The sequence below is a fragment of the Streptomyces sp. NBC_00988 genome (genome assembly GCF_045162645.1).
In the GTDB taxonomy this organism is placed as follows: domain Bacteria; phylum Actinomycetota; class Actinomycetes; order Streptomycetales; family Streptomycetaceae; genus Streptomyces.
Genome location: NZ_CP108730.1, coordinates 5,567,621 through 5,590,131, shown reverse-complemented (window position 1 = coordinate 5,590,131; position 22,511 = coordinate 5,567,621). Strand labels below are relative to the sequence as shown.

Annotated in this window: 20 protein-coding genes; 9 read left to right on the top strand and 11 right to left on the bottom strand. The window is 70.5% G+C overall.

Features of this window, described 5'->3' with window-relative positions; all coding sequences use genetic code 11:
* Positions 1-188 precede the first annotated feature (188 nt).
* Positions 189-926, top strand: coding sequence for a TetR/AcrR family transcriptional regulator (locus tag OG496_RS25390; protein ID WP_399395819.1), 738 nt, complete (start codon positions 189-191; stop codon positions 924-926).
* A 25-nt stretch (positions 927-951) separates the two neighbouring features.
* Here the strand turns inward: OG496_RS25390 and OG496_RS25385 are convergent, their stop codons facing one another.
* Positions 952-1,932: a helix-turn-helix transcriptional regulator gene (locus OG496_RS25385; protein WP_405972514.1), complete on the bottom strand. Its 981-nt coding sequence runs from the start codon at positions 1,930-1,932 to the stop codon at positions 952-954.
* An 82-nt stretch (positions 1,933-2,014) separates the two neighbouring features.
* Between OG496_RS25385 and OG496_RS25380 the strand changes: the two genes are divergently transcribed.
* The 7 genes from OG496_RS25380 to OG496_RS25350 all read left to right on the top strand — a co-directional run bounded on the left by OG496_RS25380 (position 2,015) and on the right by OG496_RS25350 (position 10,670).
* Complete coding sequence (locus tag OG496_RS25380) at positions 2,015-3,547, top strand: MFS transporter (RefSeq protein ID WP_405972513.1); 1,533 nt, start codon at positions 2,015-2,017, stop codon at positions 3,545-3,547.
* 1,309 nt (positions 3,548-4,856) lie between these two features.
* Complete coding sequence (locus tag OG496_RS25375; RefSeq protein WP_405972512.1) at positions 4,857-5,594, top strand: Crp/Fnr family transcriptional regulator; 738 nt, start codon at positions 4,857-4,859, stop codon at positions 5,592-5,594.
* 80 nt (positions 5,595-5,674) lie between these two features.
* Positions 5,675-6,193, top strand: a complete 519-nt coding sequence (locus tag OG496_RS25370) for a hypothetical protein (protein WP_405972511.1) — start codon at positions 5,675-5,677, stop codon at positions 6,191-6,193.
* Positions 6,194-6,370: 177 nt separating this feature from the next.
* Complete coding sequence (locus OG496_RS25365) at positions 6,371-7,132, top strand: DeoR/GlpR family DNA-binding transcription regulator (protein ID WP_366496902.1); 762 nt, start codon at positions 6,371-6,373, stop codon at positions 7,130-7,132.
* Complete coding sequence (gene pfkB / locus OG496_RS25360; protein WP_405972510.1) at positions 7,129-8,076, top strand: 1-phosphofructokinase; 948 nt, start codon at positions 7,129-7,131, stop codon at positions 8,074-8,076. Before OG496_RS25365 ends, pfkB begins: the two co-directional genes overlap by 4 nt.
* Positions 8,077-8,212: 136 nt before the next feature.
* Entirely contained in the window at positions 8,213-10,300 is a 2,088-nt protein-coding gene (locus tag OG496_RS25355; protein ID WP_405972509.1) for a fructose-specific PTS transporter subunit EIIC, read from the top strand.
* Between the two features lie 115 nt (positions 10,301-10,415).
* On the top strand, positions 10,416-10,670 hold the full coding sequence (locus tag OG496_RS25350; protein WP_366496904.1) for a hypothetical protein: 255 nt from the start codon (positions 10,416-10,418) through the stop codon (positions 10,668-10,670).
* Between the two features lie 21 nt (positions 10,671-10,691).
* On the opposite strand, the gene OG496_RS25345 is transcribed toward OG496_RS25350, so the two are convergent.
* From OG496_RS25345 to OG496_RS25330, 4 genes are all read right to left on the bottom strand, one after another.
* Positions 10,692-11,447 (bottom strand): DUF6227 family protein, encoded by a 756-nt coding sequence (locus OG496_RS25345; protein ID WP_366496905.1) that lies wholly within the window; start codon positions 11,445-11,447, stop codon positions 10,692-10,694.
* A gap of 157 nt (positions 11,448-11,604) precedes the next feature.
* A complete protein-coding gene (locus OG496_RS25340) occupies positions 11,605-12,831 on the bottom strand; it encodes an Ig-like domain-containing protein (protein WP_399395810.1) in 1,227 nt (408 codons plus the stop codon).
* A gap of 597 nt (positions 12,832-13,428) precedes the next feature.
* Entirely contained in the window at positions 13,429-14,457 is a 1,029-nt protein-coding gene (locus OG496_RS25335) for a P1 family peptidase (protein ID WP_405972508.1), read from the bottom strand.
* 512 nt (positions 14,458-14,969) lie between these two features.
* Positions 14,970-16,193, bottom strand: a complete 1,224-nt coding sequence (locus tag OG496_RS25330) for a low temperature requirement protein A (protein ID WP_405972507.1) — start codon at positions 16,191-16,193, stop codon at positions 14,970-14,972.
* Between the two features lie 49 nt (positions 16,194-16,242).
* On the opposite strand from OG496_RS25330, the gene OG496_RS25325 reads away from it, so the two are divergent.
* Complete coding sequence (locus OG496_RS25325; RefSeq protein ID WP_399395804.1) at positions 16,243-16,419, top strand: hypothetical protein; 177 nt, start codon at positions 16,243-16,245, stop codon at positions 16,417-16,419.
* A 44-nt stretch (positions 16,420-16,463) separates the two neighbouring features.
* On the opposite strand, the gene mscL is transcribed toward OG496_RS25325, so the two are convergent.
* The 6 genes from mscL to OG496_RS25295 all read right to left on the bottom strand — a co-directional run bounded on the left by mscL (position 16,464) and on the right by OG496_RS25295 (position 22,319).
* Positions 16,464-16,925 carry a large conductance mechanosensitive channel protein MscL gene (gene mscL, locus OG496_RS25320; RefSeq protein WP_366496910.1) on the bottom strand — a complete coding sequence of 154 codons (462 nt, stop codon included), beginning with the start codon at positions 16,923-16,925 and terminating at the stop codon, positions 16,464-16,466.
* 159 nt (positions 16,926-17,084) lie between these two features.
* Positions 17,085-17,666, bottom strand: a complete 582-nt coding sequence (locus OG496_RS25315; protein ID WP_366496911.1) for a hypothetical protein — start codon at positions 17,664-17,666, stop codon at positions 17,085-17,087.
* A gap of 173 nt (positions 17,667-17,839) precedes the next feature.
* On the bottom strand, positions 17,840-18,673 hold the full coding sequence (locus OG496_RS25310; protein WP_327403378.1) for an S-methyl-5'-thioadenosine phosphorylase: 834 nt from the start codon (positions 18,671-18,673) through the stop codon (positions 17,840-17,842).
* Between the two features lie 121 nt (positions 18,674-18,794).
* Positions 18,795-19,121, bottom strand: coding sequence for an FmdB family zinc ribbon protein (locus OG496_RS25305; RefSeq protein WP_366496912.1), 327 nt, complete (start codon positions 19,119-19,121; stop codon positions 18,795-18,797).
* 70 nt (positions 19,122-19,191) lie between these two features.
* The gene (locus OG496_RS25300) at positions 19,192-20,466 is read right to left on the bottom strand and encodes an MFS transporter (RefSeq protein WP_405972506.1); all 1,275 of its coding nucleotides are present in this window, start codon (positions 20,464-20,466) and stop codon (positions 19,192-19,194) included.
* Positions 20,467-20,738: 272 nt separating this feature from the next.
* A complete protein-coding gene (locus OG496_RS25295; RefSeq protein WP_366496914.1) occupies positions 20,739-22,319 on the bottom strand; it encodes a potassium/proton antiporter in 1,581 nt (526 codons plus the stop codon).
* Positions 22,320-22,511 lie beyond the last annotated feature (192 nt).

Sequence of the window (22,511 nt, the reverse complement as noted above, 5' to 3'; positions counted from 1 at the left end):
CCGGCGCCGGGACTCTCCCGAACCGGGCTTCGGCGCCTGTCCCCCCAGGCGTCGGGGCCCGGTTCTTTTATGGGGGCATGCGGGGTCGGCGGGGCGTCGGCATGCTGGGACGGCGGGGCACCCCGTACCTGAACCCCGGGGTGGCCCGCCGAATGGCAGATTGTGCCACAGCGGCATAGCCTGCCGGTGTGAGCAGCCCCACCCCAGCACCGGATTCCGGCCCTACTTCCCCCTTCGGCCCCTCTGGCCCCTCCGCACCGCTCTCGCTGACCGAGCGGCGCAAGGCCGAGACCCGGATGGAGATCGCCCGGGCCGCTGCCGGACTCTTCGTACGGCACGGACTGCGGGCCACCCGGGCCGAGGACATCGCCCAGAGCGCGGGCATCGCCCCCCGCACCTTCTACCGCTACTTCGCCACCAAGGAAGAGGCCGTCGCCCCGCTCTACGCGGCCGGCGCCCAGCGCTGGGTGGAGGCGGTCCGCGCGGCCCCGGCCGCACTGTCGGTGCCGGAGGCCCTGGAACACGGGGTCCGTTACACCTTGACCCCCGGGGTGGGCGTTTCCATCAACTCCTGGACCTGGGTGCGCACGTTGATCGGCATGGCCGAATCCAGCCCCGCCCTGCGCCGGGTGTGGGCGGAGGTCTACCAGGCCTCGGAACGCAGCCTGGGCGAGATCTTCGCGGAACGCCTCACCAACGCCGACCCGGTTCCGTCCGTGCTGTCCCCCGAGGTGCGCTTCGCCGCGGCCGTGGCAAGTGCCGCCGTACGGACGGCTGTTGAGGGGTGGGCGTCCGGGGAGGCGCAAGGGGGTGCGAGCGCGGGCGCGAGTGCGGTGGCGGGGCCGGTGGAACTGGCGCTGCGGAATCTGCGGGCGCTGCGGGACTTTCCCTGGGGGGAGTTGGGGACGGAACGGGGCACGGTGTGAGCCCCGCTCCCGTATCCGTCGAGGCTCACGCCGGCGGCTCGCCCCCACTGCCCGCCCGGCTCAACCGCTCCCCCAACTCCCGTACACGCCGCACCAGTTCCTCCGGCTCGTGCACCGTGAACTCGCACCCCAGCATGGCCAGCCGTACGGCCAGCCAGTCCACCGCGTCGCCGGTCGTGGCGCGCACACGGCAGCTGTGGTCGTCGAGCGGTTCCGGGGTGCCGAGCCACGCGGGGATGCGGGCCGCGACGATGTCGGCGGGGGCGGCGAAGGTGACGGCGTACTCGTACGTCTCCTGACGCCGGTGCATCGACTGCCGTAGGTACTCCGCCGCGCTTCCGGTCGGCAGCTCGCGCGGCGTGAACCGGGCCCCGGTGGCGAAGGGTTGGCTCACCCGGTCGACCCGGAACGTCCGCCAGTCCTCGCGGTCGAGGTCGTAGGCGACGAGATACCAGCGCTGCCCGGTCGAGACGAGCCGGTACGGCTCCGTCACGCGGCGGGACTCGGTGCCGTCCTTGGCGCGGTAGGCGAAGCGCAGCCGCTCCCGGCCGGCCACCGTCGAGGCCATGACGGTCAGCGTCTCGGGGGCGATACTCGCGCCGTCGCCACTGGTCAGCGGGGTCGTGGCGGCCTGGAGGGTGGCGACCCGGTGCCGCAGTCGCGAGGGCAGTACCTGTTCCAGCTTCGCCAGTGCCCGTACGGAGGCCTCGTCCACGCCTTCCAGCGCGTGCCCGGCGCCCGCGCGCAGGCCGACCGCGATCGCCACCGCCTCGTCGTCGTCCAGCACCAGCGGGGGCATCGCCTTGCCCGCGACGAGCCGGTAACCGCCGTCGGAGCCGAGCGTCGCCTGCACGGGGTAGCCGAGTTCCCGGAGCCGGTCGATGTCCCGCCGGACCGTGCGCCGGGAGACCCCGAGCCGGTCGGCCAGTTCGCCGCCGGGCCACTCGCGGGGCGTCTGGAGGAGGGAGAGGAGCTGGAGGAGCCGGGCCGGGGTGTCGGTCGTCATGAGCTCTCCGTCGTCGTCATGAGTTCGAGGATGCCGTAGAACTAGGACACGATCTGACCTAGTGGGGTCATAGCTTCAAGCCATGACCTCCACCGAAACCCTTGTCGACAGCCCGACAGACTTGGCGGACCCGGTACGCACCGGTGACCGGCGTCGCTGGTTCGCCCTCGCGATCGTGATGACCGCGGCCTTCATGGACCTCGTCGACGTCACGATCGTCAATGTCGCGATCCCGTCGATCCAGCGGGACGCGGGCGCCTCGTTCAGCCAGATCCAGTGGATTACGGCCGGTTACGCGCTCGCCTTCGCCGCCGGGCTGATCACCGGCGGGCGGCTCGGTGACATCCACGGCCGCAAGCGGCTGTTCCTCGTCGGGATCGGCGGCTTCACGCTCGCGTCGGCGTTGTGCGGCTTCGCCGCGAACCCGGAGATGCTGGTCGCCTCGCGGATCCTGCAGGGCGGGATGGCGGCGATGATGGTGCCGCAGGTGCTGTCGATCGTGCACGCGACCTTCCCGGCGCACGAACGGGGCAAGGTGTTCGGGCTGTTCGGCGCGATCGTCGGCCTGGGCGCGGTCTCGGGCCCGCTGCTCGGCGCGCTGTTGACGGAGTGGAACCTCTTCGGTCTCGAATGGCGCCCGATCTTCCTCATCAACCTGCCGGTCGGCATCGCCGGCCTGATCCTCGGCAGCCGCTTCATCACCGAGTCCAAGGCGCCACGCGCCCTGAAGCTGGACCTCGTCGGCGTCGCCCTGGTCACCCTCGGCCTGCTGATGCTGCTCTATCCGCTCACCCGGGGCGACGAACTGGGCTGGCCCGCCTGGGGGTTCGTGTCGATGTCCGGCTCGATCGGTGTCTTCTCCGCGCTGGTGGCGTACGAGCGGCGGAAGGCGGCGCGGGACGGTTCGCCGCTCGTCGAGCTGTCGCTGTTCGAGGTGAAGAGCTTCGCGGCGGGCATCGCCGTACAGATGGTCTTCGGTATCGGGCTCGGTATCTTCTTCCTGGTCTGGACGCTGTACATGCAGATCGGGCTGGGCTGGAGCCCGCTGCGGGCGGGGCTTACCGGCGTACCGTTCTCGATCGCGGTCTCGGTGGCGGCCGGGATGTCCGTACAGAAACTGGTGCCGCGCGTCGGCGCACGCAACGTCCTCCAGGCCGGCGCGCTGGTGATGGTCGTGGGCGTGCTGCTCTACCTCTGGGAGGCGGACCGGTACCAACTGGCCATCGCCTCCTGGCAGATGGCGCTGCCGCTCGTCGTGATGGGCGCCGGCATGGGCCTGATCTTCGCCCCGCTGACCGACACGATCCTCTCCGAGGTGCCGCGCGAGCACGCGGGTTCGGCATCCGGACTCATCAACACCGTTCAGCAGATGGGCAATGCGCTGGGGCTGGGGTTGGTGTCGGTGGTCTTCTTCGGCTCGATCGGCGACCGGCTGACCCCGGCCGAGGTGGGCCCGGCGTTCGTCAACGCCTTCCAGAACGCGCTGGGTTGGGTGGCCGCGGTGATGGGCGTGATCTTCCTGCTGATGTTCGCGCTGCCGGGGCGGGCTGCGGGGCGGTCGGCGGAGCAGGTGACCGGGCAGGCGGCCAAGGATGTTGAGTCGGGCGGGAGTTGACCCGGTTCGGCAACGCAGGAGAGCGCCCCGCCCCGAGGTCGTACCCGGGGCGGGGCGCTCGGTGCAACCGGTCGGATGTTGGCGTACGCCGGTGCGCGGGGGGAGGCGTACGCCGGGCAGATCCGACGGCGTGGGCGGCGTCAGATGTCACGCCGCGTAGTGAAGGGGTCGCTTACGGGGGGAACGCTCCGGCTTGGCAGCGGCGCGTGCGCCCAACCCGTCCGGCCCGTAAGGAAATTGACAGAGTGAGAGATGGTGATGGGACGGGTGGGGCGGGGCAGACCCGAGCGGTGATGCCTGTATCCATTAGTCGATATTTTGCTGTGTGCTGCGGTGAACCCTGGATTCCCCGGCGGTAATCCGTTCCCCGTGTTGATTCGCGGTATTTCTTTTCGAATCGGACTGCCTTGCGGAAGGGAATTGCCGAGGCGTCGGTGGATTAGTTCTTGTGGTGCGCCGCCGGTCGATCGGATCGTCGGTCCGGTGGGGGCGTGTTGGCGGAATCTGTTTGTTCTTGATCGATGGCTGTCATTTGAGGGTGCTGTCACACGGCTGAAGGGATGGGAGCGGTCCCGCCTTCATGTCTGCAAAAGGGATAAAGAGTGCAGTCGGGTGGGATGTCCCGACGCCGTGTGCGGGAGGATGTGCTGTCGGTGACAGCCCCGGGGCGGCGGTCGGCGCTGGCCATCCGGTGGTGGAGCAGCCTTGTCGCCTGATGGGGAGTGACCCAAAGGCCGGTCGTGGTGTTTACTGGGCAGTGGTCTGATCCCTGACGGGTCCGGGCCTTTCCGGGAGGTCCTGGGGGTGGTGCCCCAGGGCCTCTCGTCTTTGCCGCCGGTTTGTGTGGGCGTCATATGTCGCTCACCGGAGAAGTGTCCCGACGTACCTCGGAGAGGGCGCGGACTGCGATGGTAACCGGTTTGGTAATTGCGAAATTAGTGGTCACTTTTCCGTCCGGATTACGCGTGATCTTCTGCGGTGAATCCCCGCTGTGAGGGGTTTCGAGCCATGATCATTATTCGTCACGGTACCTTTGGAATCGCGACTGGCTCTTCTCTCGCAACGAGCGGTACCGTTCTGTCTCGCTCAACTGTTTCCCCCGGCCTCACCACCCGGGCGTTGCCGTACCTCCCGGAGAGGGAGGCCGGACCCGTCATCCGTGACCCCGCTGACCGGCGGGGTCGCAGAGCTTCAACAGAACAGAGAAAGGGACCCAGACCCCCATGCGTACCGTGACACATCGTCACCATCACGCGCCTCGCGGCGCGTACGCCGGGACACGCGCCGCCGCGGCCTTCGGAGCCGGGGAGTGAGGACACTCGCGACCGACGACACCGCACCGCCGATCGACTTTCTCCAGGGACACGAGAACAAGCCCCGGGGAAGCTTCCTGCGGTGTCTGGACAGGGAGGACTGGCGCGCCCTGCTGGAGGCCGGCCTGTGCAGCCGTAGCTTCGCGCGGGACGAGCACCTGCCGATCGGACCGGACGACCGGAACGTCTACATCATCTGGGACGGTGTCGTACGCCAGGACCGCTTCCCGCTCGGCGAGGGGGAGCATGTCCCCACCGTCACGCGGTTCCGGGGCCGCGGACAGCTGGTCGGCGAGGCCAAGCTCGTCACCTCCCGTTCCGCCGTCCGCACCAAGTGCCTGGCCGAGACCGTGGCCATCCCCTGCCGCGCCCACTACTTCAACGCCCTGCTGGGCAAGTGGCCCGACATCCGGCTCGCCCTTCTGCGCAGCCTCGAAGACCGCAACCGCAGCGACGAACTCGTCTACACCATGGCTACCCGGCCACCCCTGGAGCGGGTCAGCAGGCTTCTGGCGCACCTCGCCGACACCGTGGGTTCCCCCGGCCCGAGGGCAAGCTCCGTCAACATCATCGGTCCGGGCCAGAAGGACCTCGCCGCGGCCCTCCAACTCGCCGTCTCCACCACGGAGAACGCGATCCGGACCCTGCGCTACCACGGCATCATCGAAGCCCGGTACCGCCGGTTCGTCGTGCACGACGTCGACGCGCTGCGTCACCTCGCCACCGGGAACTGACACCGCCCGGCGTGCCGGACCCCCGCCCCGGCGCACCGGCCCCTCCGCCGCTCACGCTCCGCCCCCGAACGGACCACCGCATGATGACCAGCACCACCACGCTGGCGATCGGCACCAGTGCCGGCACCCTCCTCCTGACCGCCACCTCTGCCCTCGTCATGGGTCTCTTCGCCGGGTTGTCCCACCGGCACCAGAGACAACTCTTCGCCTGGATGCGGAAGATCCGCCGCAAGGACGAGACGAACACCGACCTCGACAAGCCGGCCGAATGGCTCGGCGACCTCTACAAGGCCCAGTGCGGCCTCACCCGGAAGCCCTGCGTCGCCGACGACTTCGCGGAGATCTCCTCGATCGGCAACATGATCGAGGGCATCACCGACCACACCGAGGCCGTCCGCCTCGAACTGGCGAAGGTGGTCGAGTGCGTGCAGGGCTATGTCGCCACCGCCCTGCCCGAGCCCGGCCCCGTCACGCGCATCACCGTCCCGTACCACCGTGCCCAGCTCACCCTCGCCATGCGCCAAGAGGCCGCCCGGGGCGAACTGGTGCGCGCCATCCTCGCCGCCGAGAAGAAGATCAAGGACCTGCGCCACAGCTGACCGGCACGGCTGGCCGCACACCGCAGCCACTCCGCAAAGACACCGCAGGCACCCCCAAAAAAGATCCCTCTGCCCGTTCATGTCCACCTAATGCCCGAACCTGTTTACTTTCCGGAAATCCGGGCGTAGCCTCCGAGCGAAACCACAAGTTCGGGCAAAGGTCGGAGGCGAACGGACATGTACGCACCGGAGCGGCAGCAGGAGATCCTCCGGCTGGCCCGTGACGGCGGCCGGGTGGACGTGGTGTCGCTGGCCGAGGAGTTCCAGGTCACGGCGGAGACGATCCGCCGGGATCTGAAGGCCCTCGACCGCGCGGGACTCGTCCGCCGGGTGCACGGCGGTGCCATACCCGCCGGGCGGCTGGACTTCGAGCCGGACCTCGCCGAGCGCGAGTCGACGGCGGCCGACGAGAAGGACCGGATCGCCAAGGCGGCCCTCGCCGAGCTGCCGACGCAGGGCACGGTGATCCTCGACGCCGGTACGACGATCGCCCGCCTCGCGGGCATCATCCCGCTGGAGGCCGAGCTCACCGTCGTCACCCACTCGCTGCCCATCGCGGCCCGCCTCGCGGACCACCCGGGCATGCAGCTCCACCTCGTCGGAGGGCGCGTGCGGCACCGTACACGCGCCGCTGTCGACGCCTGGGCGCTGCGGGCGTACGGCGAGATCCGCGCGGACGTCGTGTTCGTCGCGGCCAACGGCTTCTCCGCCGGGCACGGGCTGACCACCCCCGACCTCGCCGAGGCCGCCGTCAAGCGCGCGGCGATGTCCGCCGCCCGCCGCGTGGTGCTGCTCGCCGACTCCGCCAAGCACGGCCAGGAGCACTTCGCCCGCTTCGGCGCCCTGAGCGACGTGGACCTGCTGATCACCGACAGCGGGCTGAGCCCAGAAGACGCCACCGCCATGGAGCGCGGCGGCATGGAAGTAGTGCGCGCATGATCCTCACCGTCACCCCGAACCCGTCCCTCGACCGCACCTACGAGGTCCCCTCGCTGGACCGCGGCGAGGTCATACGGGCCACCGGCGAGCGCATGGACCCGGGCGGCAAGGGCGTCAACGTCTCCCGCGCGGTCGCCGCCGCGGGCCGCCGTACGGTAGCCGTCCTGCCGCTGGGCGGAGCGCCGGGCGCGCTGGTCGCGGACCTGCTCGACGCGCAGGGCATCGAGGTCGCGCCGGTCCCGGTCGCCGGGGCCACCCGCTCGAACATCGCCCTCGCCGAGGCGGACGGCGTCCTCACGAAGATCAACGCGCCCGGCCCCGAACTGACCGCAGCCGAACAGGAGTTGCTCCTGGAGACGGTCCGCCGGCAGTCCCGTGACGCCGACTGGATCGCCTGCTGCGGCAGCCTCCCGCGCGGCCTCGCGCCGTCCTGGTACGCCGAGTTGGTCGCCCGCGCCCACGCCGTCGGCGTCCGTATCGCCCTCGACACCTCCGGCCCCGCGCTCATCGAGGCCCTGCGCGAACGCCCGGACGTGGTGAAGCCCAACGCCGAGGAACTCGCGGAGGCCGTCTCCCGCCCGCTCGCCACCGTCGGCGACGCGGTCAAAGCGGCGGAAGAACTACGGGAGTTGGGCGCCGGCGCGGTCCTCGCCAGCCTCGGCGCGGACGGGCAGCTGCTGGTGGACGGCTCCGGTGCCTGGTTCGGCAGCGCGCGCGTCGACGTCGTACGCAGCAACGTCGGTGCGGGGGACTCCTCGCTGGCCGGCTTCCTCATCGCCGGCGGCCACGGCCCCGAAGCCCTGGCCTCGGCGGTCGCCCACGGCGCCGCCGCCGTCCAGCTCCCCGGCAGCGTGATGCCCACCCCGGCGGACCTCGACCCGGCCGCGGTGACGGTCACGGCGGACGTCCCGGTGGACCGCGTACTGACGGAGCCGGTGACATGACCGTCCCCGTGGTTCCTACGACCGCCCGCCCCCGCTCCCCGTTAGCGGCCACCACCACCCCGACACCCCGCTGTACCCCCGTCCCCACCCCCGCCCACGGCAGTCCCCGGGCGATACGCGTGCGAAGGAGCCCGCGATGAGCGAGATGATCACCGCGGACCTGGTCGACCTCGACCTGTCCGCCGATACCAAAGAGGCGGCGGCACGTGCCCTCGCCGAGCGCATGGTCGCCCAGGGCCGGGTCACCGACCTCGACGGCTTCCTCGCCGACGTCGCCGCCCGCGAGGCACAGATGCCGACCGGCCTGGACGGCGGCATCGGCATCCCGCACTGCCGCAGCGAGTACGTCACCGAACCGTCGCTCGCCTTCGGCCGCAGCGCCGAGGGCGTCGACTTCGGCGCCCCGGACGGCCCCGCCGACCTGATCTTCCTGATCGCCGCGCCCGCCGGGGCCGACGACGCCCACCTGACGATCCTCTCCGCCCTGGCCCGCCAGCTCATGAACGCCGAGTTCACCTCCGCCCTGCGCGCGGTGGGCGACGCGGAGAGCGCGGCGGCCCTGATCCGCGGCGACGAGACCCCGGCGTCGAGCACCCCCGCACCGGGCACCCCCGAAAACTCCGCCGCGACGCCGGTGGCGGCCTCCGCCGGCGCCGCGGCGGGCAGTTCAGCGACCGACGGTTCCACGGCTGCTACGGCGGCTGCGGACACCGGCGCCGTCGAGCAGCCGTTCCGTATCGTCGCCGTCACCTCCTGCCCGACCGGTATCGCGCACACCTACATGGCGGCCGAGGCGCTGGAGAACGCCGGGCGCGCGGCGGGCGTCGACCTCGTCGTGGAGCCGCAGGGCTCGGCCGGTTTCACCCGGCTCGACCCGGCGGTGATCGCGGCGGCGGACGCCGTGATCTTCGCGCACGACGTGCCCGTACGGGAGAAGGAGCGCTTCGCCGGCAAGCCGACCGTGGACGTCGGCGTGAAGGCGGGCATCAACCGTCCCACCGAGCTGATCAGCGAGGTCCGCGGCAAGGCGGAGCGCGGCGAGGTCACCGGTGGATCCGCGCCGACGCCGGTCGAGCGCGGCGGCGAGGCGGGCGAGGGCTACGGCTCGATGCTGCGCAAGTGGCTGATGTCCGGCGTCAGTTACATGGTCCCGTTCGTCGCGGCGGGCGGCCTGCTGATCGCCCTCGGCTTCGCGATCGGCGGCTACGAGATCAAGTCGGCGCCCTCGGTCATGCAGCACTTCGTGTGGACGCAGACCGACAGCTGGGCCGCGCTGATGTTCCAGATCGGCGCCGTCGCCTTCGGCTTCCTGGTCCCGGTGCTGGCCGGTTACATCGCCTACGGCATGGCGGACCGGCCCGGTCTGGTGCCCGGCTTCGTCGGCGGCATGATCGCCTCCACCATCAACGCGGGCTTCCTCGGCGGTCTCGCCGCCGGTCTGATCGCCGGTGGTGTGGTGCTGGCGATCCAGAAGGTGAAGATCCCGAAGGCGGTGCGCGGGATCATGCCGGTGGTGGTGATCCCGCTGATCTCCACGGCGATCGTCGGGTTCCTGATGTTCGTGGTCATCGGGAAACCGATCGCCTCGGCGCAGAAGGGCATGACCGACTGGCTGAACGGCCTCAGCGGCTCGAACGCGATCCTGCTGGGCGCCCTGCTCGGCCTGATGATGTGCTTCGACCTCGGCGGCCCGGTCAACAAGGTCGCGTACACCTTCGCCACGGCGGGCATCGCGGTCTCCAGCCCGAGCGACTCGGCGATGAAGATCATGGCCGCGGTCATGGCGGCCGGCATGGTCCCGCCGCTGGCGATGGCCCTGGCCACGACCGTGCGCGGCAAGCTCTTCACCGAGACCGAGCGCGAGAACGGCAAGGCCGCCTGGGTCCTGGGTGCCTCCTTCATCTCCGAGGGCGCGATCCCGTTCGCGGCGGCCGACCCGCTGCGGGTCATCCCGTCCGCGATGGTGGGCGGCGCGATCACCGGCTCCCTGTCGATGGCGTTCGGCGCGACCCTGCGGGCCCCGCACGGCGGCATCTTCGTGGTCCCGCTGATCGGCCACGCGTTCCTCTACCTGATCGCCATCGCGGTCGGCATGTGCGTCACGGCGGCCCTGGTTGTCGTACTGAAGGGCATGCGCAAGCCGGCCGCCGGCAGCGCGGTCCCCGGAGCACCGGAGGACATATCCGCCCCTACGGCGGACACGAAGCAGCCGGTCGCCGTCTAGCGGCTATCCAGCCTCTGTTGATCCTCTTTTGGGCCGCTGTGAGGTGTTCACGGCAACTGCGAGATACGTCACGGTCCGGGACCACGGTCCCGGACCGTGGTGTCTACTGGAACGCATGCCTGAGCACGTCTCGATCCTCCAGCTGACCGGTGTGGCCGTTCTCGCCCTGGCGACCGTCGCCTGGGTGTTCGGCCTGACGCGCGTCCTGCGCCGCTCCCTCGTCGAGCCCACCACGTGGCACGCGGCCCACCCGCTCCACAGCCTCCCGAACCAGCGCCGCACCGCTCCGCACGTGGAGTCCGTCGAACTGACCCCGGCGGAGCGGGACGCTTTCGCGGGTCTGGTACGACAGCTCAGCGACGGGCGTTGAAGCCTTCGCCGCTCACCTCGGTCAGGAGACCTGCGCCGCCCGGCGCTCCATCGCGTCGCGGGCCGCGTCCTCGCTGGCGTACACCTCGCACATGTGACGGCCGTCCGGCGTCGCCGTGTGCTCGACCTCCCACAGGGAGATCTCCGCGCCGTCCTGCAGCAGGAACGCGTGCTCGTAGAGCGAGAAGCACAGCGCCGCACGGCCCGCTCGGAACGGGCGGCCGAAGGCCTGCGTGATCTGGTGCGCGAACGCCGTCTCCAGCAGCGCGGCCGTCTCCTCGTCGGGCCGGTCCACGTTCTCCGCCCGGCGCAGTAAACGGCGCGCGTGGTCCGCGGAGTCGTCCGCCAGATACGTGTGCCGGGGCTCCGGGAACGGCGCCAGCTGCACCATCACCGGCAGTTCGAAGTCCGAGGTCTCCGGTGTGTCCGGCGGCAGCGGCAGCCGCGCGGTCGCGATACGCAGCTCCTCCTCGTCGACGTACACCTCGTGCTGCGTGTCCCTGCCCAGCACGGTGTTGTGGACGAGCTCCCACAGGGTGAGCGCGGAGCCGTCGGCGAGCAGCCAGGTGTGCCGGTACGTCTCCCGGTGCAGGCCGGCGCTGTGGTGCGCGGAGTACAGCGAACTGTCGTGCGCCAGCGCGCAGTCGAGACGCCGTATGGTCTCGTCCGGCAACTCGAAGGAGTTCAGGGCACGGGCGAGGAGCCGCGCGAGGTGCTCCTCCGGAGACTCGGGCGACTCGGGTTGTTCGTACGCTGCCGTGTCGTACGGAACGCTCAAGGCTTCTCCCGGCGTTGCTGCATGTCACCTTGTGGGTGCATACCGTAGCCCCTCGGTCGGACATCATTCCTGTGAACCGAGAAAACGTATGCCGGGAAAACGCGCGGGCCGCGCGAGATGTTCCCGCGCGGCCCGAAGTTCCGTCAAAACCCGCCGGTCAGGCGGCACTTCCGGCGGTCCACTCGCTCCACGCCATGTTCCAGCCGTTGAGCCCGTTGTCCGGGGCGACCGTCTTGTCGGGGGAGTTCTTCACGATCACGACGTCCCCGATGAGCGAGTTGTCGTAGAACCAGGCTGCGTTCGTCGCACCCTGCGCGCCCTGTACGTCCGCGAGCCCGACACAGCCGTGGCTGGTGCCCGTCTGGCCGAAGGGCGGATTGGACTTATTGTACCAGTAGTTGCCGTGGATGAACGTCCCCGACGAGGTCAGGCGCATCGCGTGCGGCACGTCCGGGATGTCGTACTCCCCGCCCAGGCCGACCGTCTGGCTGTTCATCCGGGTCTGGGTGAACTTCTCGGAGATCACCATCTGCCCGTTGTACGTGGTGTGTTCGGGGCTCCCGGAGGAGATCGGCAGCGACTTGAGGGTCTGGCCGTCCCGTACGACCGTCATGGTCTGCGTGTTGACGTCGACCGTGGACACCTGCGACCGCCCGACGTTGAACGTCACGGTCTTCTTCTGCACGCCGTAGACGCCGTTCGCGCCCTGCACGCCGTCCAGGTCGATCTTCATCGTGACCTTGGAACCGGCCTTCCAGTAGTCCTGCGGCCGGAAGTCGAGCCGCTGCGCGCCGAACCAGTGCCCCACGACCTGCTGCCCGCTGCTGGACGTCACCGTGATGTGCGACTGCACGGCCTTCTTGTCGCCGATCACCTTGTCGAAGGTGAACGACACGGGCATCCCGACACCGACCGTCGTCCCGTTGTCCGGGGTGTACGTCCCGATGAAGCTGTTGCTCGAAGTGACGGTGGTGAAGATGGAGTTGGCGGCGGCGGTCTTACCGCTGGAGTCCTTGGCGGTGGCCGATATCTGGTACTTGGTCCCGCGCTCCAACTGCTCCTTGGGCTTCCAGGTGCTCCCGTTCGCGGATATCGCACCGTCCACGGCCTGCCCCGACCCGGCGACCGTCATCTTCACCTCGGTCAACGTGCCGTCGCTGACCTGCACGCCGGTGGAGTTGATGGACGCGTTCGTCGAGCCGTCCTTGGCGGAGATGGCGATCTTCGCGGTGGACGTCTTGGCGGTCGTGTTGCTGCCGCCCTTGCTGTCGGTGTTGGCGTCCGCGCTGGCGTTGCCACCACACGCGCTGAGGGTGAGGGTGCCGACCACCAGGGCGGCGATGGCCCCCAGTACGCGCCGCGCTGCTATGTCCGGCGTTGTCACGGGCTGCTCCAGGTTCGTGGTGATGTACGTGATGCGTGATGCGTGATCCGCTGCGATGCGTGGACAAAGAGGGTTCACGCGCCTGCACGGGTTCCCTGCGTTCTCCATGAACGCCGTCCGGTGACAGAACCGGGACATATACGGGGCGGGGGGCTGGGGCGGGCCACTCGCTTCTTGGCCAGTGTCGGGCTTCCGCGGCCCGAGTAAAGGGCGCTCCCTGCGGTCGCGTCGCCTGCGGCGATGGCCCTGCGGGCCACCCTTGACTAGGGCCGCTCCAGCCCGTTTCAGAAGCGAGCGAGCGGCCCGGAGGAACGGGTGGCCAAGGTGGGGAGGCCCGTACCTGTACTGCGTCGCGGGCCGGTGCTGAGGGGTGCGCTCGCGTCTCGCCTCCACACCGCCTCGGCTCAGCGGCCAACGGCGGGTGGGTGGTTGCTGGAAGCCGGGGGTAAAACTAACCACCGTCGCAGGCTTTGACTGGTTAGAAAAGAACCCAGCTTCCAGAGGTGGCGGGGTCGGAGCAGGGTCGGGGCGAGTGCGGGGTGCCTGCGTCCGCAGCTGCGGGGACGAGCGCGGGGTATGCCTGCTGCTGCAGGGTGTTTAGCGTCTTCCGTACAGCTCCTCGTACGACGGCCATGTCCCGCCCGGTCCGTCCACCGGCTCGGCGGCGCGTAGCGCGCGCACGATTGCGCGGGTCACGACGTCTGCGCCGGCCGCCAGGACGGCGTTGAGGGCTAGGGGGTTCTCGGTGTCCAGGGGGCGGGAGCCGGTGGCGAGTGTGAAGACCGTGTCTCCGTCGTTCAGCAGGTGCACGGGACGTACGGCGCGCGCGATGCCGTCGTGTGCCGTGCCGGCCAGCTTCTGGGCCTGCGCCTTGGTGAGTTCGGCGTCCGTGGCTACCACCGCGAGCGTGGTGTTCAGTGGGGGAGGCGCGTTCTTGGCGGCTACCTCGGCGAGGCGCAGCCGTGCGGCCTCGTGGACGTGCGGCTCGGGATACTCGACCCGGCCCTGGAACAACTCCCCGTACAGCACGCCCGTTTCGGGGTCCGTCGCCGACCCCGCCGCGTTGGCCACCACGAGGGCCGCCACCGTGATCCCCGACTCCAGCACGACGCTCGCGGTCCCGACCCCGCCCTTCAACTGCCCGACCGCCGCCCCCGTACCGGCGCCCACACACCCCTCACGCACCCGCACCCCGGGCCCGCTGATCGCGGCAGCCTCTACGGCGGCCCGCCCGGTGGCCGCGTCCGGCCTGGCCCGGAAGGCACCACCCCGCCCCAGGTCGAAGACACAGGCCGCGGGCACCACCGGCACGACGTGCGCCGGATCCACGCCGACCCGCACCCCGCGCCCCTGCTCCTCCAGCCAGGCCATCACCCCGGACGCGGCATCGAGCCCGTACGCGCTGCCGCCCGTCAGCACGATCGCGTCGACCCGCTGCACCAGGTTCCGCGGATCGAGCGCGTCGGTCTCCTTGGTGCCGGGCCCGCCGCCCCGCACATCCACGGCGGCCACCGCCCCGCCCTCCGGCGCGAGCACGACGGTGGTCCCGGTGAGCCAACCGTCCCCCGACCGCGTCGCATGCCCCACCCGCACCCCGGCCACATCCGTCAACGCGTCAACTGTCATGCGGGTCAGTCTCGCCCAGCACCCAGCCGATCCGGGGACGGTCGGCATGGTGCGCCCTGGTGATCCGCGGATCGTCAGCCCGGCTTGGGCCACTGTTCCCGTGCGGGTCGGCTGAACTTCGGCGACTGTTCCGGCGGCGGCCGGCCCGGCGGACGCGCCGGACACGGTGCGTCGGGGGACGGTCGGCCCAGCGGGTGTGGGCATTGCCGTGCTGGTCGGTCCAGCGGGCGCGGATGATCCGGGGACGGCCGGTTCAGGACGCGCCGCTGGTCCAGGGGCAGTTGGGCCGGTGCGCTTGGCTGATCCGACGGCGGGCGGCCGAGTGCGTGTGGGCATTGCGGGGGAGGGCGGTCCAGTGCGTGCGGCTGTTGCCGTGTCGGTCCGTTCAGTGCCTGTGGCTGTTGCTGTGGCGGCCGATTCAGCACGCGCGGCGGTTTGGGCGGCGGCCGGCCCAGCGGGTGTGCGCGTTGCCGTGCCGGTCCGTCCAGCGTGCTCGGCCGATGCAGTGGCCGTCAGTCCACCGGCGCCGTCGGCTCGGCCCCGCTCTCCCCGGCGGCAGCCATACGTGCCGTGAGCGTCACCCCGACCGCCACTGTCAGCGCCGACACCAGTCCCGCCGCGAGCACCGCCCACTGCCCCAGGAACGTGCAGCAGATCACCAGCAACGCGGCTACGGGAAGCACCAGTTGCTGGGTGATGCCCACCTTGTAGTGGCGGGCGTGGAGCGCCCAGACGGTGAGCAGGTACAGCGCCGTCGGCAGGGTCACCGCGGCGGACGCCGCCAGTGTGGAGATGTGTGCCTTGCCGACCGCCTGTGTGACCGCCACCTCCAGGCCCGAGCCGATCGTGGCCGCCGAGGCGAAGATCAGGTAGTGGCCGTAACCCCACAGGAACGCCTGCTGGTTGGAGCGGAGGTGTCCGTGGATCGGCACCACGAAGTAGATCCACCAGGCGGCGAACACGATCAACAGGCCGCCGGCCGCGATGGGCAGCAACTCGCCCAGCGCGTCGTTCTCGTCCACCCCCGACTTCACGGCCACCGTCGCCGCCGCGATCGTCTCGCCCAGCACGATGATCGTGAACAGCCCGTACCGCTCGGAGATGTGGTGTGGATGCCAGTGCGTCGTGTAGTCCTTCTCCGCGTAGAGCGGCACGGACAACTCCGCGATCACCATTACCAGGAACACCCACACCCGCGCGTGTTCCGGCAGGACCACCAGCCCCAGCCAGCCGACCAGGCAGAGGAGTACGCCACCCGCGTACCGCAACGCCATCGTCCGCTCGGGGCCCCGGGCTGCCCGTGCCGCCCGCAGCCACTGCGTGGCCATCGCCAGCCGCATGATCAGGTAGCCGAGCCAGACGACCACGTAGTCGTGCTGGTCGAAGGCCCGCGAGACCCCGGCCGCGAGGACCAGGACGCCGGCGATCTGGACCAGGGTGACGACCCGGTACAGCACGTCGTCGTTGTCGTAGGCCGAGGCGAACCAGGAGAAGTTCATCCAGGCCCACCAGATCGAGAAGAACTGCATCGCGTAGTTCAGGACGCCTTCGCCCGCATGCCCCTCCGCGACGGCGTGCGCCAGTTGGAGGCCCGCCTGCGCGATGGCCACGACGAAACACAGGTCGAAGAAGAGCTCCAGCGGCGAGGCGACCCGGTGCGGCTCGTCCCGGCCGCGGGCGGTGAGCGGGCGCAGGGGTCGTAGGGGGCGCTGGGGACTGTGGGTCTCGGACGTCATGGGGCCAAGCACAGCAGATAACGTCCGCCGGGGGCCGTACCCTGGAGGCATGAGTACCGCCCCCGCACCCGAGCCGCGCGATCCCAAGCCCGCGCTGGTCTTCGACGACCCGCTGAGCCGGCCGTCCTCGGACGACACGGATGGCGGGTGGGGCGAGCGGCCCGAGGGCGACAGCGCGGCCGACCTGAAGCGCTTCCTCGACGAGAAGCCGCCCCACCACATCTGAGCAGTCGGCCGCGCTTGAGCCGCCGGTCGCCTCGGCGCCGTCGGCTACGGCTCCCGGTGCCCCTCGCCGCGCTGCGCGACCAGCGCGTCGCGGATCTCCTTGAGCACCTCCAGCTCGGTGATCTCGATGACCTCCTGCGTGCCCTCCTTGGCCTTGCGCTGGGCCTCCGCCCGGGCCAGGTACTTCGACATCGGCAGGACCATCAGGAAGTAGACGACGGCCGCGGTGATCACGAAGCTGAGGGCGGCTCCCAGCACGGAGCCCCACATCAGCTGGATGCCCTTGTCGCCCGAGCAACTGCTGCTCAGGCACGAGCTGTAGGTGTCCAGGTTCTGTGTGCCGATCGCCCCGACGAGCGGGTTGATGATGCCCTTCACCACCGAGTTGACGATGTTCGTGAAGGCGGCGCCGATGACGACCGCGACTGCCAGATCGACGACGTTCCCGCGCGTCAGGAAGGCCTTGAAGCCCTGCCAGACGCCCGATTCCTTCTTCTTCTCGCTCAACTCGGAGCCTCTTCTCGCACGCGCGGGGGGTGGAACCAACAGCTCCGCAACCTACGTCAAGGCCCGGCCGCCCTGTCCAATTCAGTAACTCGAACGAGGGACTTGACACGAATTCGCACAGGCGGCTGAAGGCCCGGATCACGGTACGGAGCGCACGGTTCACCACAGCGTCACCGCCAACCGTGCCGTGGCGCTCGCGCCGGCCAGCCGCGCCGCAGTGGAGCGCGGCACCGACAACACCACCAACGCCCCGCCGCCGTCCGCCACTTCGAGCGGCTCGGGCACCTTCGTCACCCGCGCCCCGCGCGCGACCACGTGGGCCTCACCGCCCGCCGCCGACTCCTCTGCGGCGATCACATCGACCCGGTCACCGGCCCGCAGCAGCCGGACCGTACCGGCGTCGGCGATCCGCACCGGCGCCGACACCCACTCCACCGCAGGTCGCTTGCGTACCGGATCGACCACCGGATGCCCACGAGGTCGTTCGCTGTGCCGCGCCTCCGCCGTATCACGCGGGCCCGCCGCCACGAGCGCGGCCGCGGTCAGCGCCAGCCCGGCGGCCACGGCCCGCCTCCGGTGCCGTAGCAACCGGCGCAGTTGACAGCGACCGCCGCGCACCCGCACCGGTGCGAAATGCGGCACCTCGCACGTGGGCGGAGCGTCGGTGCCCAACGGGCGCGGAAAGGAATCCGTACCCGACGGGTCCGTGAAGGAGAGCGGGGAGGGAGGGGCGAGGGACATGGGGACCACCACCTGCGACGAGGGATCGGCTTGCGGTCCCCACGATGCGGCAATCCGCCGAGGCCTGCCGGAGCCCGTGTGCTACCCGCCGGTTGTGGACAACTCCCTCACCCGAACGGGAAGTTCCGCATCCCCGGCCCTCTCCGAATCCCCAGCCGCAGCGGCTGCGGCGGCTAGGGCAGTTCGAAGCCCGGGTCCATCCCGCCCAGCGCGTTCGCGCACAGGCAGTCCCGCGCCCCGGTCTCCGGCAGCGCGGCCACCGTGTCGAACAGCACGCCCCGCAGCCGGTCCACGTTGGCCGCGAACACCCGCAGCACCTCGTCGTGGGAGACGCCCTCGCCGGTCTCGGCGCCCGCGTCGAGATCGGTGACCAGGGTCAACGACGAGTAGCAGAGCTCCAGTTCACGCGCGAGCGCCGCCTCGGGGTGGCCCGTCATGCCGACCACCGACCAGCCCTGCGCCTGGTGCCACAACGACTCGGCGCGGGTCGAGAAGCGCGGGCCTTCGATCACCACGAGCGTGCCGCCGTCGACCGGTTCCCAGTCCCGCCCGCGCGCCGCCTTCAGCGCGGCCGCCCGGCCGGTGGGGCAGTAGGGGTCGGCCAGGGACACGTGCACCACGTTCGGCACCGCGCCGCCGGGCAGCGGGAGTCCGTCGAAGTACGTGCCCGTCCGGGACTTCGTACGGTCCACCAGCTGGTCCGGCACCAGCAGCGTGCCCGGCCCGTACTCGGGGCGCAGCCCGCCCACCGCGCACGGGCCGAGGACCTGGCGCACGCCGACGGAGCGCAACGCCCAGAGGTTGGCCCGGTAGTTGATGCGGTGCGGCGGCAGATGGTGGCCGCGCCCGTGCCGGGGCAGGAACGCGACCCGCCGGCCGGCGATCTCGCCGAGGAAGAGGGAGTCGCTGGGCGGTCCGTAGGGGGTGTCCACCTGGATCTCGGTCACGTCGTCGAGGAACGAGTAGAACCCGGAGCCACCGATTACGCCGATCTCTGCGTTCGCCATGGCCAGCACCCTAGCCGCCGAAAAGCCTCAGGAACGGGCGCGGGGACGAACGCGGGAACCGGCTCCGGAAACGCCGAAAACCCTGTCGCCGTACGACGACAGGGTCCCGCGACGAAAAGGCTTACGCGGCGGAGCTGTTGCTGGACGAGGAGCCCGAGCTCGACGACTTCGACTTCGAGTCCGAGGACGACGAAGTGGTCGACGGGGTGGACGGCTTCGAGTCCGAGGACGTCGACGGCTTCGGGGTGGCCGGCGAGCTGCTCGACGAGGAGCCGCGGCTGTCGTTCCGGTAGAAACCGGAGCCCTTGAAGACAATGCCGACCGCGGAGTACACCTTCTTCAGGCGGCCACCGCAATTGGGGCACTCGGTCAGGGCGTCGTCGGTGAACTTCTGCACCGCCTCAAGGCCCTCGCCGCACTCGGTGCACTGATACTGGTAGGTCGGCACTGTTGTCTTCCTCCTGGCACTCTCACTCAATGAGTGCTAACGAGCGTCCATACTGACGTATTCCCGGGGATCAGTCCACTGCCACCGGTACGCGGTGACCGACGCCACGTGCCACGGTGCGGCTGCGGGGCCGGGTCGCGAGGTGCGACCGGAGGGCCACCAGGGTCCCCAGGGCGAGCACCGTACCGGCCATCGGGACCAGGAAACCGGCGCCGCCCCACAGGCGGTCCTCCAGCTGTCCGGCGACCGTGACGGCGGCGGCCTGGCCGAGGGCGACCGCGCCGGTCAGCCAGGTGAAGGCCTCGGTGCGGGCGCCGGCCGGGACGAGCCCCTCGACCAGCGTGTAGCCGGTGATCAGGGCGGGCGCGATGCACATGCCGACCAGGAGACCGAGGCCGGCCAGCAGCAGTACGGAGTGGGCGGTCCACAGGGCTGACGCGGTCAGCGCGAGCGCCGCGTAGCCGACCAGGAGGCGGCGCTGCGGGGCGACCTTCCAGGCGACGGCACCGCAGACGATCCCGGAGAGCATGTTGCCGGCGGCGAACGTGCCGTACAGGACGCCGTTCAGGCCGGGTTCGCCGATCGACTCGGTGTAGGCGGCCAGGGAGACCTGCATGCCGCCGAAGACGGAACCGATGCCCAGGAAGGTCACGATCAGCACGCGCACCCCGGGGATGCCCAGTGCGGAAACGTGCTCCACGCGTGCGTGCCCGACGAGCGCCACCTTGGGCTGGGTGCTCTTCCGGGCGGCGAACAGCAGGCCGCCGATCAGGGTGAGCCCTGCCTCCGTGATCAGGCCCGCGGCCGGGTTCACGGTGGTGCACAGGGCGGTCGCCAGGAGGGGGCCGAAGACGAAGGTCAGCTCGTCCGTGACGGACTCGAAGGCCGCGGCGGTGCTCTGCAGCGGGGAGTCCTGGAGCTTCACGCCCCAGCGGGCGCGCACCATGGGGCCGATCTGCGGCACCGAGGCGCCGGTCGGCACGGCCGCCACGAACAGCGCCCACAGAGGCGCGTGGCCGAGCGCGAGCGCCGTGAACGTCAGGCCCGACAGGGTGTGCACCAGGACGCCGGGGAGCAGGACGGCCCGCTGTCCGTGGCGGTCGGCCAGCCGTCCGCTGTAGGGCGCGAACAGGGCCATGGAGACGCCGGTGACGGCCGCGGCGGCGCCCGCCGCGCCGTAGGAGCCGGTGGTGTGCTGCACGAGCAGCACGATGGAGATGGTGAGCATCGCGAACGGCTGGCGTGCCGCGAAGCCGGGGAGCAGGAACGTCCAAGCGCCGCGCGTGCGCAGCAGCTGCCCGTATCCGGGACGGGATCCCGTCCCGGAGGTGACCGTGGATGCCACGGCCCGTGCCTTTCTGCCACCTGGTAGCGCGCCCCGTGCGGGGGGAGCCGAGCACTGTCCTCTTGCGCGGAACTGCGGTAGATACCGGTGCCCACTGCGGAGGAGGGATTCGGCCGCCATACGGTCGCGCCAGCACTGCGTCAGGCAGAGTTGGTTCGATCAGAATGTGCCTTCATCGTACAGGTGATGAAGGCTGGTGAGCCTGTGAAAACGGGCACCACGCGCGCGTTCACCTATGATTGGTGAACATGTGAACCGTATGAAACATGCCCTTAACGACCGGCGCCGGTGGTGTCCGTGCCCAGCCACCCCGCCAGCTTGCCGCCGTGGCCCACCGCGCGCAGCCGCTGTTCCGCCGCGTCGCGGACGGGGTCCGTGGCGACCACGAGGAGTTCGTCGCCGCGCCGCAGGACCGTCGAGGGCAGCGGGACAAACGATTTTCCGTCGCGTACGACGAGGGTGACCGCGGCCCCGGCCGGCAGCCTCAGTTCGTTGACCTCGACGCCGTGCATCTTCGACTCCCCGGGGATCGCCACGGACAGCAGATGCCCGCGCAGCCGCTCCAGGGGCGCCGATTCGATGCCGAGGTCGGCGGCCTCCGCCCCCTCGCCCAGCTTCAGCTTGCGGGCCAGCCAGGGCAGTGTCGGCCCCTGGACGAGGGTGTAGACGACGACCAGAACGAAGACGATGTTGAAGATCCGGCGGCTGCCTTCGACGCCGTTCACCATGGGGATCGTCGCCAGGATGATGGGCACGGCGCCGCGCAGCCCGGCCCAGGACATGAGGGTCTGCTCCTGCCAGGGCACCCGGAACGGCGTGAGGCTCACCACCACGCTGAGCGGCCGGGCGACCATCGTCAGCACCAGGCCGATGAGGAGCGCGGGCCAGACGTCGTCACCCAGCTCGTGCGGGGTGACGAGCAGGCCGAGCAGGACGAACATGCCGATCTGCGCGATCCAGCCGAGCCCCTCGGCGAAACCGCGCGTGGCGGGCCAGTGGGGCAGCTTGGCGTTGCCGAGCATCATCGAGGCGAGATAGACCGCCAGGAAGCCGCTGCCGTGCGCCAGGGCGCCCGCCGCGTACGCGGTCACCGCGATCGCCATGACGGCGATCGGGTAGAGGCCGGAGGCGGGCAGCGCCACGTGCCGCATGCCCCAGGAGCCGAGCCAGCCCACCGCGATGCCCATGGCCGCGCCGATGGCCAGCTCCAGGGCTATCTCGGCCACCAGCATGTACCAGTGCTCGACCGGGCCGGCCGTGGAGAAGGCGACGACCAGGATGACCACCGGGGCGTCGTTGAAGCCCGACTCGGCCTCCAACGTGCCCGTCACGCGCGCGGGGAGGGGGATCCGGCGCAGCACGGAGAAGACCGCCGCCGCGTCCGTCGAGGACACCACCGCCCCGATGATGAACGCCTGCCGCCAGTCCAGGCCGACCAGATAGTGCGCGCCCGCCGCCGTGACGCCGACGCTCACCGCCACCCCCGCCAGCGCCAGTGTGGCCGCGGAGGACAGGACGGGCCCGACCTCCTTCCACTTCGTGCCGAGGCCGCCCTCGGCCAGGATCACGACCAGGGCCGCGTACCCGATGACCTGGGTCAGCTCGGCGTTGTCGAAGTGGATGTCGCCGACGCCGTCCTGGCCCATGGCGACGCCGATCCCCAGGTACACGAGCAGGCTGGGGAGCCCGCTGCGCGAGGAGATCCGGACCGCCGCGACGGCGACGAGCAGGACGAGCGAGCAGACGAGCAGCAGCTGGTCGAGGTGGTGGACAGTCAGTGGCCTTCCCTTCCTCGGCTGACGCGCGTACAGGGCGGCAGCGCATGTACAGGGGACGCGAGGCTGCGGCGCCATGCATCCAAGTACTTCGTTACCTTACCTAACTCTTGACGCTTTCTTGACACTTCGCGAGGCAAGATCGAACGCCCGTCCGCGTCGGTACCCGACTCCGCGTCAAGTCGCTCGGGACCCTGCGCCTATGGTTGCTCCAGCGCTCAGTCAAAAGCACAGCCCGCCCTGCCGCTCGCGTTAGGACAGCAAGGACAG

What these genes read in the sequence shown, in the direction of transcription:
- OG496_RS25295 (WP_366496914.1), bottom strand. Translation starts at nt 22,319, where the DNA reads ATGGCGCCGCAGCCTCGCGTCCCCTGTACATGCGCTGCCGCCCTGTAC.
- OG496_RS25385 (WP_405972514.1), bottom strand. Translation starts at nt 1,932, where the DNA reads ATGACGACCGACACCCCGGCCCGGCTCCTCCAGCTCCTCTCCCTCCTC.
- OG496_RS25380 (WP_405972513.1), top strand. Translation starts at nt 2,015, where the DNA reads ATGACCTCCACCGAAACCCTTGTCGACAGCCCGACAGACTTGGCGGAC.
- OG496_RS25355 (WP_405972509.1), top strand. Translation starts at nt 8,213, where the DNA reads ATGAGCGAGATGATCACCGCGGACCTGGTCGACCTCGACCTGTCCGCC.
- pfkB (WP_405972510.1), top strand. Translation starts at nt 7,129, where the DNA reads ATGATCCTCACCGTCACCCCGAACCCGTCCCTCGACCGCACCTACGAG.
- OG496_RS25370 (WP_405972511.1), top strand. Translation starts at nt 5,675, where the DNA reads ATGATGACCAGCACCACCACGCTGGCGATCGGCACCAGTGCCGGCACC.
- OG496_RS25350 (WP_366496904.1), top strand. Translation starts at nt 10,416, where the DNA reads ATGCCTGAGCACGTCTCGATCCTCCAGCTGACCGGTGTGGCCGTTCTC.
- OG496_RS25310 (WP_327403378.1), bottom strand. Translation starts at nt 18,673, where the DNA reads ATGGCGAACGCAGAGATCGGCGTAATCGGTGGCTCCGGGTTCTACTCG.
- OG496_RS25325 (WP_399395804.1), top strand. Translation starts at nt 16,243, where the DNA reads ATGAGTACCGCCCCCGCACCCGAGCCGCGCGATCCCAAGCCCGCGCTG.
- OG496_RS25330 (WP_405972507.1), bottom strand. Translation starts at nt 16,193, where the DNA reads ATGACGTCCGAGACCCACAGTCCCCAGCGCCCCCTACGACCCCTGCGC.
- OG496_RS25365 (WP_366496902.1), top strand. Translation starts at nt 6,371, where the DNA reads ATGTACGCACCGGAGCGGCAGCAGGAGATCCTCCGGCTGGCCCGTGAC.
- OG496_RS25335 (WP_405972508.1), bottom strand. Translation starts at nt 14,457, where the DNA reads ATGACAGTTGACGCGTTGACGGATGTGGCCGGGGTGCGGGTGGGGCAT.
- OG496_RS25315 (WP_366496911.1), bottom strand. Translation starts at nt 17,666, where the DNA reads ATGTCCCTCGCCCCTCCCTCCCCGCTCTCCTTCACGGACCCGTCGGGT.